The sequence below is a fragment of the Aureibaculum marinum genome, from assembly GCF_003813905.1.
GTDB lineage: Bacteria > Bacteroidota > Bacteroidia > Flavobacteriales > Flavobacteriaceae > Aureibaculum > Aureibaculum marinum.
This window is the reverse complement of record NZ_RPFJ01000006.1, coordinates 1-14,423: the sequence shown is the minus strand read 5'-3', so window position 1 is coordinate 14,423 and position 14,423 is coordinate 1. Positions and strand designations below refer to the sequence as shown.

General features: G+C 31.5%; 12 protein-coding genes and 1 rRNA gene. 7 read left to right on the top strand and 6 right to left on the bottom strand.

The window, feature by feature from the left end:
- Positions 1–89: 89 nt before the first annotated feature.
- Positions 90–872, bottom strand: coding sequence for a tRNA pseudouridine synthase A (locus EGM88_RS04600; protein ID WP_123896805.1), 783 nt, complete (start codon positions 870–872; stop codon positions 90–92).
- Positions 873–1,313: 441 nt separating this feature from the next.
- Here EGM88_RS04600 and EGM88_RS04595 point away from each other — a divergent pair, with 441 nt between their 5' ends.
- From EGM88_RS04595 to EGM88_RS04570, 6 genes are all read left to right on the top strand, one after another.
- The gene (locus EGM88_RS04595) at positions 1,314–2,333 is read left to right on the top strand and encodes an outer membrane beta-barrel protein (RefSeq protein ID WP_123897174.1); all 1,020 of its coding nucleotides are present in this window, start codon (positions 1,314–1,316) and stop codon (positions 2,331–2,333) included.
- A 26-nt stretch (positions 2,334–2,359) separates the two neighbouring features.
- Positions 2,360–2,710: a P-II family nitrogen regulator gene (locus tag EGM88_RS04590; protein ID WP_123896804.1), complete on the top strand. Its 351-nt coding sequence runs from the start codon at positions 2,360–2,362 to the stop codon at positions 2,708–2,710.
- A gap of 8 nt (positions 2,711–2,718) precedes the next feature.
- On the top strand, positions 2,719–3,960 hold the full coding sequence (locus tag EGM88_RS04585) for an ammonium transporter (RefSeq protein ID WP_123896803.1): 1,242 nt from the start codon (positions 2,719–2,721) through the stop codon (positions 3,958–3,960).
- Positions 3,961–4,173: 213 nt separating this feature from the next.
- Positions 4,174–4,413: a hypothetical protein gene (locus tag EGM88_RS04580; protein ID WP_123896802.1), complete on the top strand. Its 240-nt coding sequence runs from the start codon at positions 4,174–4,176 to the stop codon at positions 4,411–4,413.
- Positions 4,414–4,587: 174 nt separating this feature from the next.
- Entirely contained in the window at positions 4,588–9,099 is a 4,512-nt protein-coding gene (gene gltB, locus EGM88_RS04575) for a glutamate synthase large subunit (RefSeq protein ID WP_123896801.1), read from the top strand.
- A 4-nt stretch (positions 9,100–9,103) separates the two neighbouring features.
- Positions 9,104–10,558 carry a glutamate synthase subunit beta gene (locus EGM88_RS04570; protein ID WP_123896800.1) on the top strand — a complete coding sequence of 485 codons (1,455 nt, stop codon included), beginning with the start codon at positions 9,104–9,106 and terminating at the stop codon, positions 10,556–10,558.
- A 180-nt stretch (positions 10,559–10,738) separates the two neighbouring features.
- Here EGM88_RS04570 and EGM88_RS04565 read toward each other — a convergent pair whose 3' ends face one another.
- A complete protein-coding gene (locus EGM88_RS04565; protein ID WP_123896799.1) occupies positions 10,739–12,274 on the bottom strand; it encodes a serine hydrolase in 1,536 nt (511 codons plus the stop codon).
- A 126-nt stretch (positions 12,275–12,400) separates the two neighbouring features.
- On the opposite strand from EGM88_RS04565, the gene EGM88_RS15745 reads away from it, so the two are divergent.
- The gene (locus EGM88_RS15745; RefSeq protein WP_162497546.1) at positions 12,401–12,550 is read left to right on the top strand and encodes a hypothetical protein; all 150 of its coding nucleotides are present in this window, start codon (positions 12,401–12,403) and stop codon (positions 12,548–12,550) included.
- A 2-nt stretch (positions 12,551–12,552) separates the two neighbouring features.
- On the opposite strand, the gene EGM88_RS04560 is transcribed toward EGM88_RS15745, so the two are convergent.
- The 4 genes from EGM88_RS04560 to rrf all read right to left on the bottom strand — a co-directional run bounded on the left by EGM88_RS04560 (position 12,553) and on the right by rrf (position 14,423).
- Entirely contained in the window at positions 12,553–13,359 is an 807-nt protein-coding gene (locus tag EGM88_RS04560) for a phosphodiester glycosidase family protein (protein WP_162497545.1), read from the bottom strand.
- A 76-nt stretch (positions 13,360–13,435) separates the two neighbouring features.
- Positions 13,436–13,663, bottom strand: coding sequence for a family 16 glycoside hydrolase (locus tag EGM88_RS15990; protein ID WP_238988376.1), 228 nt, complete (start codon positions 13,661–13,663; stop codon positions 13,436–13,438).
- Between the two features lie 79 nt (positions 13,664–13,742).
- Positions 13,743–13,883 (bottom strand): hypothetical protein, encoded by a 141-nt coding sequence (locus EGM88_RS15985; RefSeq protein ID WP_238988375.1) that lies wholly within the window; start codon positions 13,881–13,883, stop codon positions 13,743–13,745.
- A gap of 432 nt (positions 13,884–14,315) precedes the next feature.
- Positions 14,316–14,423 (bottom strand): 5S ribosomal RNA (gene rrf / locus EGM88_RS04550).

Here is a 14,423-nt window from a genome sequence, read left to right as displayed (position 1 = left end):
TTCCAAATATTAAATTTAATCAACCTACTAAATGTTTAAAATCTTTAGTATAATAAACCTTAGATTAATTTATTAATATTTGGAATTTATCAGTTTAGCATTGTAACATCATACAATTGCAACCCTGAACTAGGAGCAATTGTGCGTAATGGTTTACGATCATTATCCTCTAAAAGTGATTGCTCTATAAACTCCAGATCCAATTCCCCTTTACCTAATTTAAATAGTACTCCCATCATTAGTCGAATCTGATAACGTAAAAATCCATTTCCTTTTACACGCAGACAATAACTTTGTTCAGGAAAAAAGTTAGCGATATAAATATCATTTTCTACAATTTCACAACAATTAATAGTTCGTTTAAAAATAGTATTAGCTGATGGCTCTGTACAATATTTATGAAAAAAATGCTCTCCTTCAAAGAGCTTTGCTCCTTGTTTCATTAACGCTATATTTAAATCTTCTTCTACACCTATAATATAAGGAGCTGCAAAAGGATGATTTTTCGTTCCAAAAGAAAACAAATATAAATACTCTTTAATTTTAGGATGTTGAATGAGGTTAAAGTCACTTGAAATCTCTTCTATAGAAACACCTTTAATATCAGGAGGCAAATTTGAGTTAAAATTCACCATAAAAGAACTTTGGTCTATTTTCTCATCAATAAAAAGCTGAAAAACATAACTACTCGCAGATACTTTAGAGTCTGTCCTACCAGAACCTAATGTTTTAAAATTTTGATGTTTGAATACAAAAGATAATGTTTTATCTACCATTTCATGTACAGTTTTTACATCAGATTGCTTTTGCCAACCATGAAAACGAAACCCTAAAAATTGAATATATACTAAATAATTATACTTAAAACTCATATTATTTTCTATTTAATCTCATTCAAAAAAACTATATGTTCCTCTTTTATATGCTATTTACCAATCTATTACAATTATATCTCCATTTTTAGTTAAAATAACACACACTTTACTAAAATTAACACTTTTTTTCAAAAAATTGCATTTTTATCATATCACCACTTTTTTATCGTTTTTTTATATACCCCTTATTTTTATACCCGTAATTCAATAATTTATTGCTTTTTTATAATTTTAACCCCTAAAATATTATAGTGTAAATACTTAAAAATAACATATTTAAATGTTAACCCCCTCTATTATATAAAATTAATTTTTACATTTGACCGCTTGCAAGACAGAAAAATATAATTCAAATTAAAAATCAACTTTATGAAATTTAATACAAAAACACAGAATTCTTCAACTCTTAAAACCTTAAGACTAGGGAAGAATAGAAATATGAATAGTATTATTACATTAGTAATACTATTAAGCAGCTTTAACGCAATTTCACAAACAGAAGAACCTGAAGAAAAAAAGAGCAAATTTTCTTTTTCTGGTTCAGCTGATGCATATTACAAAACAAATTTATCATCTACAGACGTCGGATCACAGTCATTTGGAACATCATTTGCCAATCAGACAGGTTTTGCTTTAGGCATGGCCAATGTAATAGTAAGTTATGAGGGTGAAAAAACAGGAGCGGTTGCTGACTTAGCTTATGGAAGCAGAGGATTAGAAGCTGTTGGAGGAGATTCTGACATTTTTATCAACCAATTATATGCATATTGGAATGTATCTGAAGCTACCACTCTAACTTTAGGTAGATTTAACACATACTTAGGCTATGAAGTAATTTCTCCTGTAGGCAACTTTAACTACAGCACCTCTCACCTATTCTCTAATGGACCATTTTCTCATGTAGGCTTAAAAGCTGATTTTACTATTTCTGACGATTTTAGCTTAATGGCTGCTCTTATGAACGTTACAGATGTAAATAACAATTTCAGTGGAGATTACGCTATTGGTGCACAATTAGGATACAAAGGACAATACCTAAACTTATATTATGATGGTGCTGACTCTGATATCGGAATTGGATTTGAAATAGATTATACTGGTGGATTTGACATGTCTGATGAATTCTTCTTAGGAATAAATGCCGCATATAATGTAGAAAACGATGACGACCTTAGTTTTTATGGTTTTGCATTGTACCCTCAATATTCATTATCTGACTCTTTTGGTTTAGGATTAAGAGGAGAATACTTTGGAAATCACCAAAAAGATGTAGATGACATCCCCGCAGTTTTAGGTTTAACACTAACAGGTAGCTACTCTATTGAAAACTTAACAATCAAACCCGAAATTAGATTAGACTCTTGGAACAATGACTACGAACCTTTCATAGACAATGATTCAAATGCTACAAATAGCTTAGCCGCATTTACTATAGCAGCTATTTACAAATTTGACTAACTATAATTTAAATAAATATTAACACAATGAAAAAAATCGAAGCCATTATCAGGCAATCAAAATTCACAGAAGTTAAAGAAGCATTGCACAAAGTTGATGTTAACTTTTTCTCTTATTGGGATGTTACTGGATTAGGTAATGAAAAAGAAGCTCATGTTTATAGAGGTGTTAGTTATAGCACAAGTGATATCCAACGAAGATACCTATCTATAGTTGTTAATGACGACTTTGAAAAAATAACCATTAACGCCATTCTCAAATCAGCTGCAACAGGAGATGTTGGTGATGGTAAAATATTCGTATCTGACGTAACAGAAGTATATCGAATCAGAACAGGAGAAAAAGGTGGTGAAACTTTAAAAAAAATATCTAAATAGAAACAGCTATGGAATTATTAACAATAAACAATGTATGGATGATGATCTGTACTGCTCTCGTATTTTTTATGCATTTAGGGTTTTCTCTTTTGGAAATTGGCTTAACGAGACAAAAAAACACATTAAACATTTTATTTAAAAATATATTTATTATTACTATTGGACTATTGCTTTATTGTCTAGTAGGATTCAACTTAATGTATCCTGGTTTTGAAGAAGGTGCTTCCGGATTCTTTGGCTTTGCCGGTTTCGGATTAAGCTCTCCATTAAACGTAGAAGGCACACTAGATCTCGCTTATAACGCAGGCTATACATATTGGACCGACTTCCTTTTTCAAGGTATGTTTGCTGCAACTGCTGCTACAATTGTTTCTGGTGCTGTCGCTGAACGAATAAAAATTGGCCCATTTATGATTTTTGTAATTATCTATGTAGGTATCGTTTACCCAATTGCTGGTTCTTGGAAATGGGGTGGTGGATTTTTAGATTCTTTAGAAACTCCATTTTACGACTTTGCTGGTTCAACTCTTGTTCATTCCGTAGGTGGTTGGGCTGCTCTGGTAGCCGTATGGTTACTTGGATCTCGTATTGGAAAATTTAAAGACGGAAAACCACAAGCTATTCCAGGACACAACATCCCATTAGCAACCGCCGGAGTATTAATTCTATGGTTAGGTTGGTTTGGTTTTAATGGTGGTTCAGTATTGTCTGCTGATCCCGCTTTAACATCATTAACTCTAGTAACTACAAGTTTAGCTGCCGCTGCTGGCGGGGTAATTGCATTTTTAGTCTCTACCTTAATGTATAAAAACTATGATTTAACTATGTTTTTAAACGGTATTTTAGGTGGATTAGTGGGAATTACTGCAGGTGCCGACCTTATGAGCCCAACAGATGCTATATTAATAGGAGGCATTGCCGGAGCTATTATTGTATTCGGTGTGGCTTTAATAGACAAATTAAAATTAGATGATCCTGTAGGGGCTATTGCTGTACATTTAATTTGTGGTATATGGGGAACATTAGCTGTTGGAATTTTTGGCGAAAAAGCTGGAGGTGCACAAATAGTTAGCCAACTAATAGGAATAGCTTCTTATGCTGCTTTTTGTATTGTTACATCATTTATTATATTATTCGCCCTAAAGAAAACAGTTGGCATAAGAGTTTCTGAAAAAGAAGAATTAGAAGGCCTAGATGGCTTTGAACATGGTATGGATGCCTATCCTGATTTTAGATTAAATGAACATTAATAATTATATAATAATTAAGTTTTAAGAAATAGAAACATTACGCGGTCATCAAGCCAATTTTTGACCGTGTATTTTCTATTTTTATACAAAACACCAATTACACAACATACATAACAAACTGTAAATTAATACATTCTCTATATACAGTTTTATCTTTTCTGAGTAAGAACTATTCTACTTTAGTATAAAAATAGAACCTTAAAATCTTACATTATGAAAAGAATAACATTATTTAATTATGTAATTGGTATATTAATGATTACCTTATTCATGGGCTGCCCCTCTGAATGTGAAAATGATGATGGAGATTGTTATACACCATACGGACCTTGTGATGAACAACCTGAAAATTCATCTACTGAAAAACAAAATGACACAAAAAGTCAACAAAATTTTGCTTTAAAAATAATGAAGCCTGAACAAATAATAGCAAGAATGAATAAAAACATATAACCTATATAATAATTTTTTTTGATTATTAAAATAAGAAAATAAGCCATGAAAAATTAATCTATTTACATTTTATTCATAAAAATTTTAATAGATTTACATTTCCGTCTAAAATAGACTTATAAACCTGCATTTTTTTTAATTATTTACGTATTTTTGTGAAAATACTTGAATTTTATGGAGCAGCAAGGTCTTTACCTACCCGAATATGAACATGAAAACTGCGGAGCAGGATTTATATGTAATCTTAAAGGAGAAAAAACAAATCAAATCATACATGATGCGTTAGAAATTCTTGTAAAATTAGAGCATCGTGGTGGTGTAAGTTCTGATGGAAAAACTGGAGATGGTGCTGGTTTATTAATCGACATTCCTCATGAATATTTTTTAAGAGTTTGTGAGTTCGATATTCCAGAAGAGCGTCAGTACGCTGTGGGCATGGTTTTTCTTCCTAAAAACATAAATCAATACAAATATTGTAAAGATACTTTTGAAAAAGAAGTTACCAAACAAGGACTTACTATTTTAGGCTGGAGAGATGTTCCTGTAGACTCTTCTCATTTAGGAGAAATAGCTCTTGCTTCAGAGCCTAATATTGAGCAAATTTTTATTGGAAAATCTGAAGACATTGATGAAGCTACTTTTAAAGCTAAATTATATATGGCTCGAAAAATTACCGAGCATATTATACGAAAATCAAAAATGTCGCAAAGTAATTATTTCTATTTTCCAAGTTTATCTAATACTACCTTAATTTATAAAGGCATTATTATGCCTGAAGATATTGGCTCTTATTACTTAGATTTACAAGAGAAAGATTTAGTAACTCGTTTAGCTCTAGTGCACCAACGTTTTTCTACCAATACAATGCCAACTTGGGAGCTTGCTCAGCCGTTTCGTTACATGTGTCAAAACGGAGAAATTAATACATTACGTGGTAATGTAAGTAGAATGCGAGTGCGTGAAGAAATTATGAAAAGCGAGGTATTTGGACCTCAAATTGACAAGTTATTCCCAATCGTATTACCAGAAAAATCAGATTCTGCATCAATGGACATGGTTGTTGAACTTTTAATACATTCTGGACGCTCTTTACCTGAAGTGATGATGATGATGATTCCTGAAGCTTGGGAAAAACACAAAACTATGTCTCCCGAACGTAAAGCATTTTACGAATATAACGGGTGCATTATGGAACCTTGGGATGGCCCTGCATCAGTTCCATTTACAGATGGTGATTATGTAGGTGCTTTATTAGATAGAAATGGTTTAAGACCTTCACGATATACAGTTACTAAAAGTGGAAAACTAATAATGGCATCTGAAATTGGTGTTGTAGATATTTCTCCTGAAGATGTAAAAAGTCATGGGCGTTTAGAACCAGGAAAAATGTTCTTGGTAGATATGAATGAAGGTCGCATTATTGAAGATGAAGAAATAAAAAGTAAAATTGTTTCTGAAAGACCATATAAAGAATGGCTAGATAAGTGTAGATTACATTTAAAAGATGTACCTTATAACAACGAAACTTGTCCTATTGAAACTATTGATATCAAAACAAGACAACGTTTATTTAACTATACTTTTGAAGATATTCAAGAGGTAATAACTCCAATGGCTATTGCTGGTAAAGAAGCGTTAGGTTCTATGGGAATTGATACTCCTTTAGCAGTACTATCTGATAGACCTCAATTAATCTCAAATTACTTTAAACAATTATTCGCTCAAGTTACCAATCCTCCTTTAGATGGTATCCGTGAAGAAATTGTAACTGACATTAGCTTAAATCTTGGTAAGGATAGAAATATATTTAGTATTACAGAAAGACAATGTCGAAAATTAAGAATTCAAAATCCAGTAATTTCGAATGCTGATTTAGAAAAAATAAGATCTATTTCAATTGAAAGTTTTAAAGCCGAGACCATTGAAATTCTATACCCAAAAGCACAAGGACTTAACGGATTAGAAGATGCTCTAGAAGATATTATAAAACAAGTAGAAAAAGCTATTTCAAGAAAAACTAACATTATTATTTTATCAGATAGAGGAGTAAATCAAGAATTTGCTCCCATCCCTGCATTATTAGCTTGCTCTTATGTTAACCATCAATTAAACCGTTTACGTAAGCGTTCCTATTTTGATATAATTATTGAATCTGCAGAACCTCGTGAGCCACATCATTTTGCTACGTTGTTCGGTTATGGGGCTAGTGCCATTAACCCATATATGGTAAATGAAATTATTAGAATGCAGGTAAAACAAGGATTTATTAAGGGTATTGATGAAGATAAAGCTGTTGAAAATTTTAATAAAGCAATCGGAAAAGGAATTTTAAAGGTAATGAATAAAATAGGAATCTCTACATTACATTCCTACAGAGGTTCTCAAATTTTTGAAATTGTTGGATTTAACTCCCAGTTTGTCGAAAAATACTTTCCTTATACTACTTCTAGAATAGAAGGTATTGGACTATATGAAATTGAAAAAGAAATTAATCAACGTTACAAGAATGCCTATCCCGACAACAAAATTGATAAAAAACTAGGTTTAAATATAGGTGGAGAATACAGGTGGAGACGTAAAGGAGAACGCCATTTATTTAATCCAACTACAGTTGCAAAATTACAACAAGCAGTAAGATTAAGTGATCAAGCTAGTTATGATATTTATTCAAAAGCAATCAATGAACAGTCAAAAAACTTAATGACAATTCGTGGATTATTTGAATTTGATAACATAAATCCAATATCAATAGATGAAGTTGAACCTTGGACAGAAATAGTAAAACGTTTTAAAACTGGAGCCATGTCCTATGGTTCTATTTCTAGAGAAGCACATGAAAACTTAGCAATTGCTATGAATCGAATCGGTGGAAAGTCTAACTCTGGTGAAGGTGGTGAAGATAGAAACCGTTTTCAAAAAGATCTTAATGGAGATAGTCGAAATTCAGCCATTAAACAAGTAGCATCAGGTCGTTTTGGAGTTACTTCTCATTATTTAACCAATGCTAAAGAAATTCAAATTAAAATGGCTCAAGGGGCAAAACCTGGTGAAGGTGGTCAGTTGCCAGGAGAAAAAGTACTGCCTTGGATAGCTGCTGCTAGAAATTCAACTCCTTTTGTAGGGTTGATATCTCCTCCGCCACATCATGACATTTATTCTATTGAAGATTTAGCTCAACTTATATACGACTTAAAAAATGCCAATAGAGAAGCTAGAATTAATGTAAAACTAGTTTCTGAAGTTGGTGTGGGTACTATTGCAGCTGGTGTTGCTAAAGCCAAAGCAGATGTTGTACTTATTTCAGGTTACGATGGAGGTACAGGTGCATCTCCCCTAACTTCTTTAAAACATGCAGGTTTGCCATGGGAACTTGGTCTTGCTGAAGCCCAACAAACTTTAGTACTAAACAAATTAAGAAGTAGAATTGTAGTAGAGTGTGATGGTCAATTAAAAACAGGACGTGACGTAGCAATTGCTGCTTTATTAGGAGCTGAAGAATTTGGTTTTGCAACCGCTCCATTAGTTGCTTCTGGTTGTATTATGATGCGTAAATGTCATTTAAATACCTGTCCTGTAGGTATTGCTACTCAAGATAAAGAATTAAGAAAAAACTTTAAAGGAACTCCAGAACACGTTATTAATTTTTTCTATTATATCGCTGAAGAATTAAGAGGAATTATGGCTCAACTCGGATTCAGAACCTTAGAAGAAATGGTAGGACAAACCCATAAAATTAATGCAAATAAAGCGATTAAACACTATAAAGCTAAAGGATTAGACCTGTCAAGTATCTTACATAGACCAGAAGTTTATAATAAATTACCAGTAAGAAATACAGAAAAGCAAGATCATAATTTAGACAATGTTCTAGATTTTAAAATTTTAAGAGATTCTCACAGAGCTCTGTATAGAAAAGAAAAAATGACATTACAATATCCTATTAACAATATAAATCGTACCGTAGGAGCAATTGTAAGTAATGAAATTTCAAAAATATATGGTCATTTAGGATTACCTGAAGATACATTGAATATTAAATTTACAGGATCTGCGGGACAAAGTTTTGGAGCTTTTGGAGCTCATGGATTAACTTTTACCCTAGAAGGAAACACAAATGATTATCTAGGTAAAGGGTTGTCTGGAGCAAAATTAATTGTTAAAAAACCTGCAAAAGCAGATTTCTTAGCAGAAGAAAATATTATTGTTGGTAATGTTTGCCTATTTGGTGCTGTACAAGGCCAAGCTTATATTAACGGAATAGCTGGTGAAAGATTTGCCGTAAGAAATTCAGGTGCAACGGCCGTTGTTGAAGGTGTTGGAGATCATTGTTGCGAATATATGACAGGTGGAAAAGTTGTTGTTCTAGGTAAAACAGGAAGAAATTTTGCTGCTGGTATGAGTGGTGGTATTGCTTATGTTTACGATCCTAACAATAATTTTGTTAATGGTTTATGCAACACAGAAACTATTGAGTTTGAAAACATTTCTGAAGAAGAAGCTCTAGAATTAAAAAAATTAATAGAAAAGCATGTACTTTATACAAATAGTAAAAAAGGTGAAGAAATAATATCTGATTGGAAAAACAGCCTAAATAATTTTGTGAAAGTAATGCCAACAGAATATAAACGAGCCTTAAAACGCTTGGAAACAGAAGAAGAAATGGTCGAAGAATTAACATTAGCTTAGTATAATGGGAAAAATAACAGGATTTAAAGAATATAAAAGACAAGATGAAAATTACACGCCTGTAAAAGAACGTGTAACACATTATAAAGAATTTACTATACCTTTAGATGAACCAGAATTAATAAAACAAGGTTCTCGCTGTATGGATTGTGGTATTCCTTTTTGCCATAGTGGATGTCCACTTGGCAACTTAATACCAGATTTTAATCATATGGTACACCAAGGAGAATGGAAAAAAGCTTCATGGATACTTCACTCTACTAATAATTTCCCAGAATTTACAGGAAGATTATGTCCTGCTCCTTGTGAAAAAGCTTGTGTGTTAGGTATTATTGAAGACCCTATTTCTATAGAGAATATTGAAAAAAATATTGTAGAAAGAGCCTTTAAAGAAGGATGGATTAAACCACAACCACCAAAAACACGAACAGAAAAAACCGTTGCTGTTGTTGGTTCTGGTCCAGCAGGACTAGCAGCTGCCCAACAATTAAATAGAGCTGGTCACACTGTAACCGTTTTTGAAAGAGACGATGCTATTGGAGGCTTATTACGTTATGGAATTCCTAATTTTAAAATGGAAAAAGGTATTATTGACCGTCGTCTAGCCATACTAAAAGCTGAAGGTATCAATTTTAAAACTAATGTTAATGTTGGTGTAAATTATGATGTTAAAAAATTAAAAGATTTTGATGCTGTAGTTTTATGTGGTGGAGCAACAGTTAGACGAAGCCTTCCAACTCCTGGTATAGATGCTGACGGCGTTGTACAAGCAATGGACTTTTTAACCCAACAAACAAAAGCCATATTTGGTCAAAAAATTAAAAACCAAATATTAGCTACTGATAAAAACGTTATTGTAATAGGTGGTGGAGATACCGGTTCTGATTGTGTAGGAACATCTAATCGGCAAGGTGCAAAATCTGTAATAAATTTTGAAATTATGCCAAAACCACCTAAACATCGCTCTCCGTCAACACCATGGCCATTTTGGCCACTGCAGTTAAAAACTTCTTCTTCTCATGAAGAAGGTGTTGAAAGAAACTGGTTAATCAACACCAAAGAATTTATAAAAGATAAAAATGGTAAACTTACTGCTTTAAAAACTATTAATGTTGAATGGAAAATGATTCCCGGACAGCGTCCGCAACTTATAGAAATTGAAGGAACAGAAAAAATTTGGCCTTGTGAATTAGCTTTACTTGCTCTTGGATTTAACGGTCCTGAATCTACAATAAGCGAACAGTTAGGTATAGAAACTGATGCTAGAAGCAATTATAAAGCAACCAAGTACCAAACCAACATTCCAAATGTTTTTGTTGCTGGAGATATGCGTCGTGGTCAATCATTAATTGTTTGGGCTATTTCTGAAGGAAGAGAAGCTGCTAGAGAAGTTGACCTATTTTTAATGGGAAAAACAAATTTACCAACAAAAGGGGACGGAGATTTACTAAAAGCTTAGCTTAGAAAAAATAAGAAATACAATTCATAGACTTTCAACATTCAAATTCTATTGCTGAAAATTTTGGTAAATATCCATGTTTTTTGAACTAGTCTTGTAGTAATAGAATTTGAATTTTTATGTTCTATCCTTACTTTGTTAATTAGAGCAAATTGTGAGTTTAAAAGAAAACTCTCAACTCTACTTCACTCTATATGGTTTTAACTCCTCAAAGAAAATATCATCATTTGGTACATCAAAATCGATTCCCAATACTTTTAAATTATTATCTAAATTAAACTTAACTGTTCCAAAATTAAACCAAGCATGCTTTTTATCCCATTTAATTTCAAAAACATCATAATGCCAATGTTTTAATGTGGCCGACAAATCTGGTGAATGTTCAAAATCCAATTTTAAATCTTCTCCACTTATGGAAACAATAATATTTCCATAAATATCACTTTTATAAGACCCTACATAATCATTTAATGCTATAGAAGGTTTGGTATTAATCACTCTTTTCAATTTTCTATCGCTAACTCTAGTATCTTTTTGATCACCTTTATTTCTATTTTCCAACATTTTTGCAGACCAATCTACAGATTCTACTCCTAAAAATTGATCTAAACCATAATAAGTTGCTGCCATAATTGGACTTTTCATTCCATTTGTTAACACCACAATACCTAAGTTTTTATCTGGTATCATAGTAATTGCCGTAATCATACCATCATAACCGCCTGTATGACCAACACGTAAATTTCCACGATAATCACTGATACCCCAACCTAAGGCGTATGCATTAAAATGAGTATTAAAATTATTCTTTTTTGTCAGATCAACATTTCTATTGTTATGAGGTTGCCAAACCATGTTTCTCGTAGTTTTAGAAAATAACGTATCATTTTTAAACACACCATGATTCAAATTTAAAATCATCCACTTGGATATATCATTTACATTAGAAATTACTCCTCCTAATGCTCCAATCTCCTCCCAATTGACCCAATCAATTAGAATATTCTCATCATTCTCTCTTCCATGAGGCATTGCATAATTCCCAATTTCTTCTAATTTATTCGGATTAGTTAATGTCCTATCCATACCCAATGGATTAAATATGCGTTCCTTTACATTTTCTGCCCAGCTTTTACCAGTAACGGCTCTAATAACTTCACCAGCCGTAATATACATTACATTAGAATAACCATACCCCGCTCTAAAATCATAAGCCTTAGGTAGGTATTTTACCCTCTTGACAATTTCTTCTGATGATAAATCAGATTTATACCATATTACATCACCACTAAAAGTACCTAATCCTACACGATGACTTAGTAAATCTCGAATTGTCACATTAGCACTTACCCAGGGATCATAAACTTCAAAATAAGGTAAATAATCTTTTACCTTATCATCCCATTTTAATTTACCTTCATCTACTAACATCCCTAAAATAGCACTTGTAAATGCTTTTGAGTTTGATGCTATAGCATAATTAGTATTCACATCAGGTTTATCATTTTTTCCAATTTCTTTAACCCCATAACTACCCGAAAAAACAAGTTCTCCATCCTTTACAATCCCAATAGTTGCACTTGGCACATCCCAATCTTTTACCATTTTGGCAAAGTATTGATCTAATTTTTTAAGGTTTACTTTTGGAGATTTTTGAGCTTCTAGCGTAGTATTTATCAAACACAAAACCACGATAAGTGAAAGTAGTTTTTTCATTACTTGTGAATTTAAAGTTGTAGGTTAAATAAGTTTATCCGATAAAAATAAGCTTTTTCATTAAATTTATAAATTACATAGTAGGAAAGTTCAAAAATTAATTGTTATATAACAAACAATTAAATAATGAAGAAAATCTCTTACCTATTCGGACTACTTTTAATTCAATTAACAAATTTACCATTATTCTTTCTATTGTTTATTACTGGACAAAATAAAGAATTAGATAGATTACTTATAATTGCAAAAAATCCATTAAAATCAGGCAATAATTAAAATTAGTTTACATCAGCACTAGTCATTGAAGTAATCATCAAAATATTAGATACAGCTCTTTCACCATTTTTATCACTTGGTATATTAACCACACCCTTATCTTTAATCCACATGGTTGTTGATCCTCCGCCGTCAAGATTAATTGCATCTTTACATCCCAATTCGATTAGGTAATCTTGTAGTTCTAAAAGATTCATTCCTAAAGCAGATGACCTTCTCCCATCAACCGTTATAAGAAAAATTTCTTTCTCCGAAATAGCAATACATGTTCGAGGATGTCTATTGGTTACAAACGGAATGTCAGCTAATGCCAATGCCTTTCCATTTTTCAAAAGTACTGGTCCTGTTAACATAACTAAATATTCTTCTTTTGATTTTTCATAAAAAGAATCACTTTTGGCTATATCAAGTCGCAAATTTTTATTTTTATCAATAACTATAGCTCCATTCAAAAAATAGCTAGGTTTACTCCGCTGTATAGAATCAGCTACAGTCCTATAAATCGTTGAATCATTCTTTTCAAAATAGGTTACTAAACCACCTATTTTCATATTAAAAAACCCACCATTAACCGCAGCAATAGCATTGTATTTACGAGCAGTACTACTTGTTTTATTAAATTTGTCAGATACTATTACAGAATTTAATTCCAAATTATCTAAGGTACTATTTGGAAATTTTAAGATATTAATAAATTGTTTATACCCTGAAATACTATCAATAACAATTTTGGTATGAAATAAGTCTTTATCAATTTGAATGGTGTTAACATCAAATTCTTTTTGTCCAAAAGAAAATTGCGTGCCCAATAAAAAAATTAAGAATAAACAAGATTTAACATAATAATAAAACCTAATGTAGAAATAATAAATCATTCTAAAATAATTATAATTCAATTAAACTAATATTTTTCAAAGCTACTTTAATATCACCACCATCATGAATTTGTAAAGCTATTTTTCTTCTTGCTTCTCCAATCTTCACATCCTTTAAATTTACCATTTCATCTTCATTTAACCAAGTTGATACAGTATCTACTTTTACCCGAACTTTTAAATTATTCCACTCTCCAAAGATTAAAAATTTATCTTTATTTTCATCTGGCTTAATCAACCATCCACTTCAATATAATTCATAAATTCTGCCTGTATTATGTTTTGGTGGTGCAACTTTAACTTACTAACCACATATTTTAGTACTCGATATTGGCGAACAAAAAAACACTATATCCATCAGTATATTGTTTAAAATCCAATGTCAATTTAAAATCGACATATCCCTTTTCTAAACCTAAATATCCAAATTGTTTATCAGGTTCACTTTTACTGTCCATTTTTCAGTCCCATAAACTTCCCCAACCAAATAAAACTTTACCATTAAAAAGACTAGCTTTATTTTGAGAATAAACACAACTTTAAAAAAAATGCAAAAAACTAACCCTAAAATATAATTTTATAATTTAACATAAACTATATCATAAATGCTATCTTGTAAATTTAATAATTTACAATTTTAAAAGTAATACTAAATATTAGTATTTTTAAATCAATTCAATGAAAGGGAAGTAATACATATATTTACCTAGCAGAAATAATAAACAGAATGAATATTTATTACAGTTAAAAATATAAAAATCTAATCTAGATACAACATCTAAAACATTTTAAATATATAAATCAAATAGTACTATCTAATCTTCTAGATTTTATTATGTAAGTATTAAACAAAAAAAACCTTCATTAAATAAATAATGAAGGTTTTAAAAGAAAGGCGATGACATACTCTCCCACCATATGGCAGTACCATCTGCACTGATAGGCTTAACTTCTCTGTTCGGGATGGGAAGAGGTGAGCCCTATCGTTATAATCACCT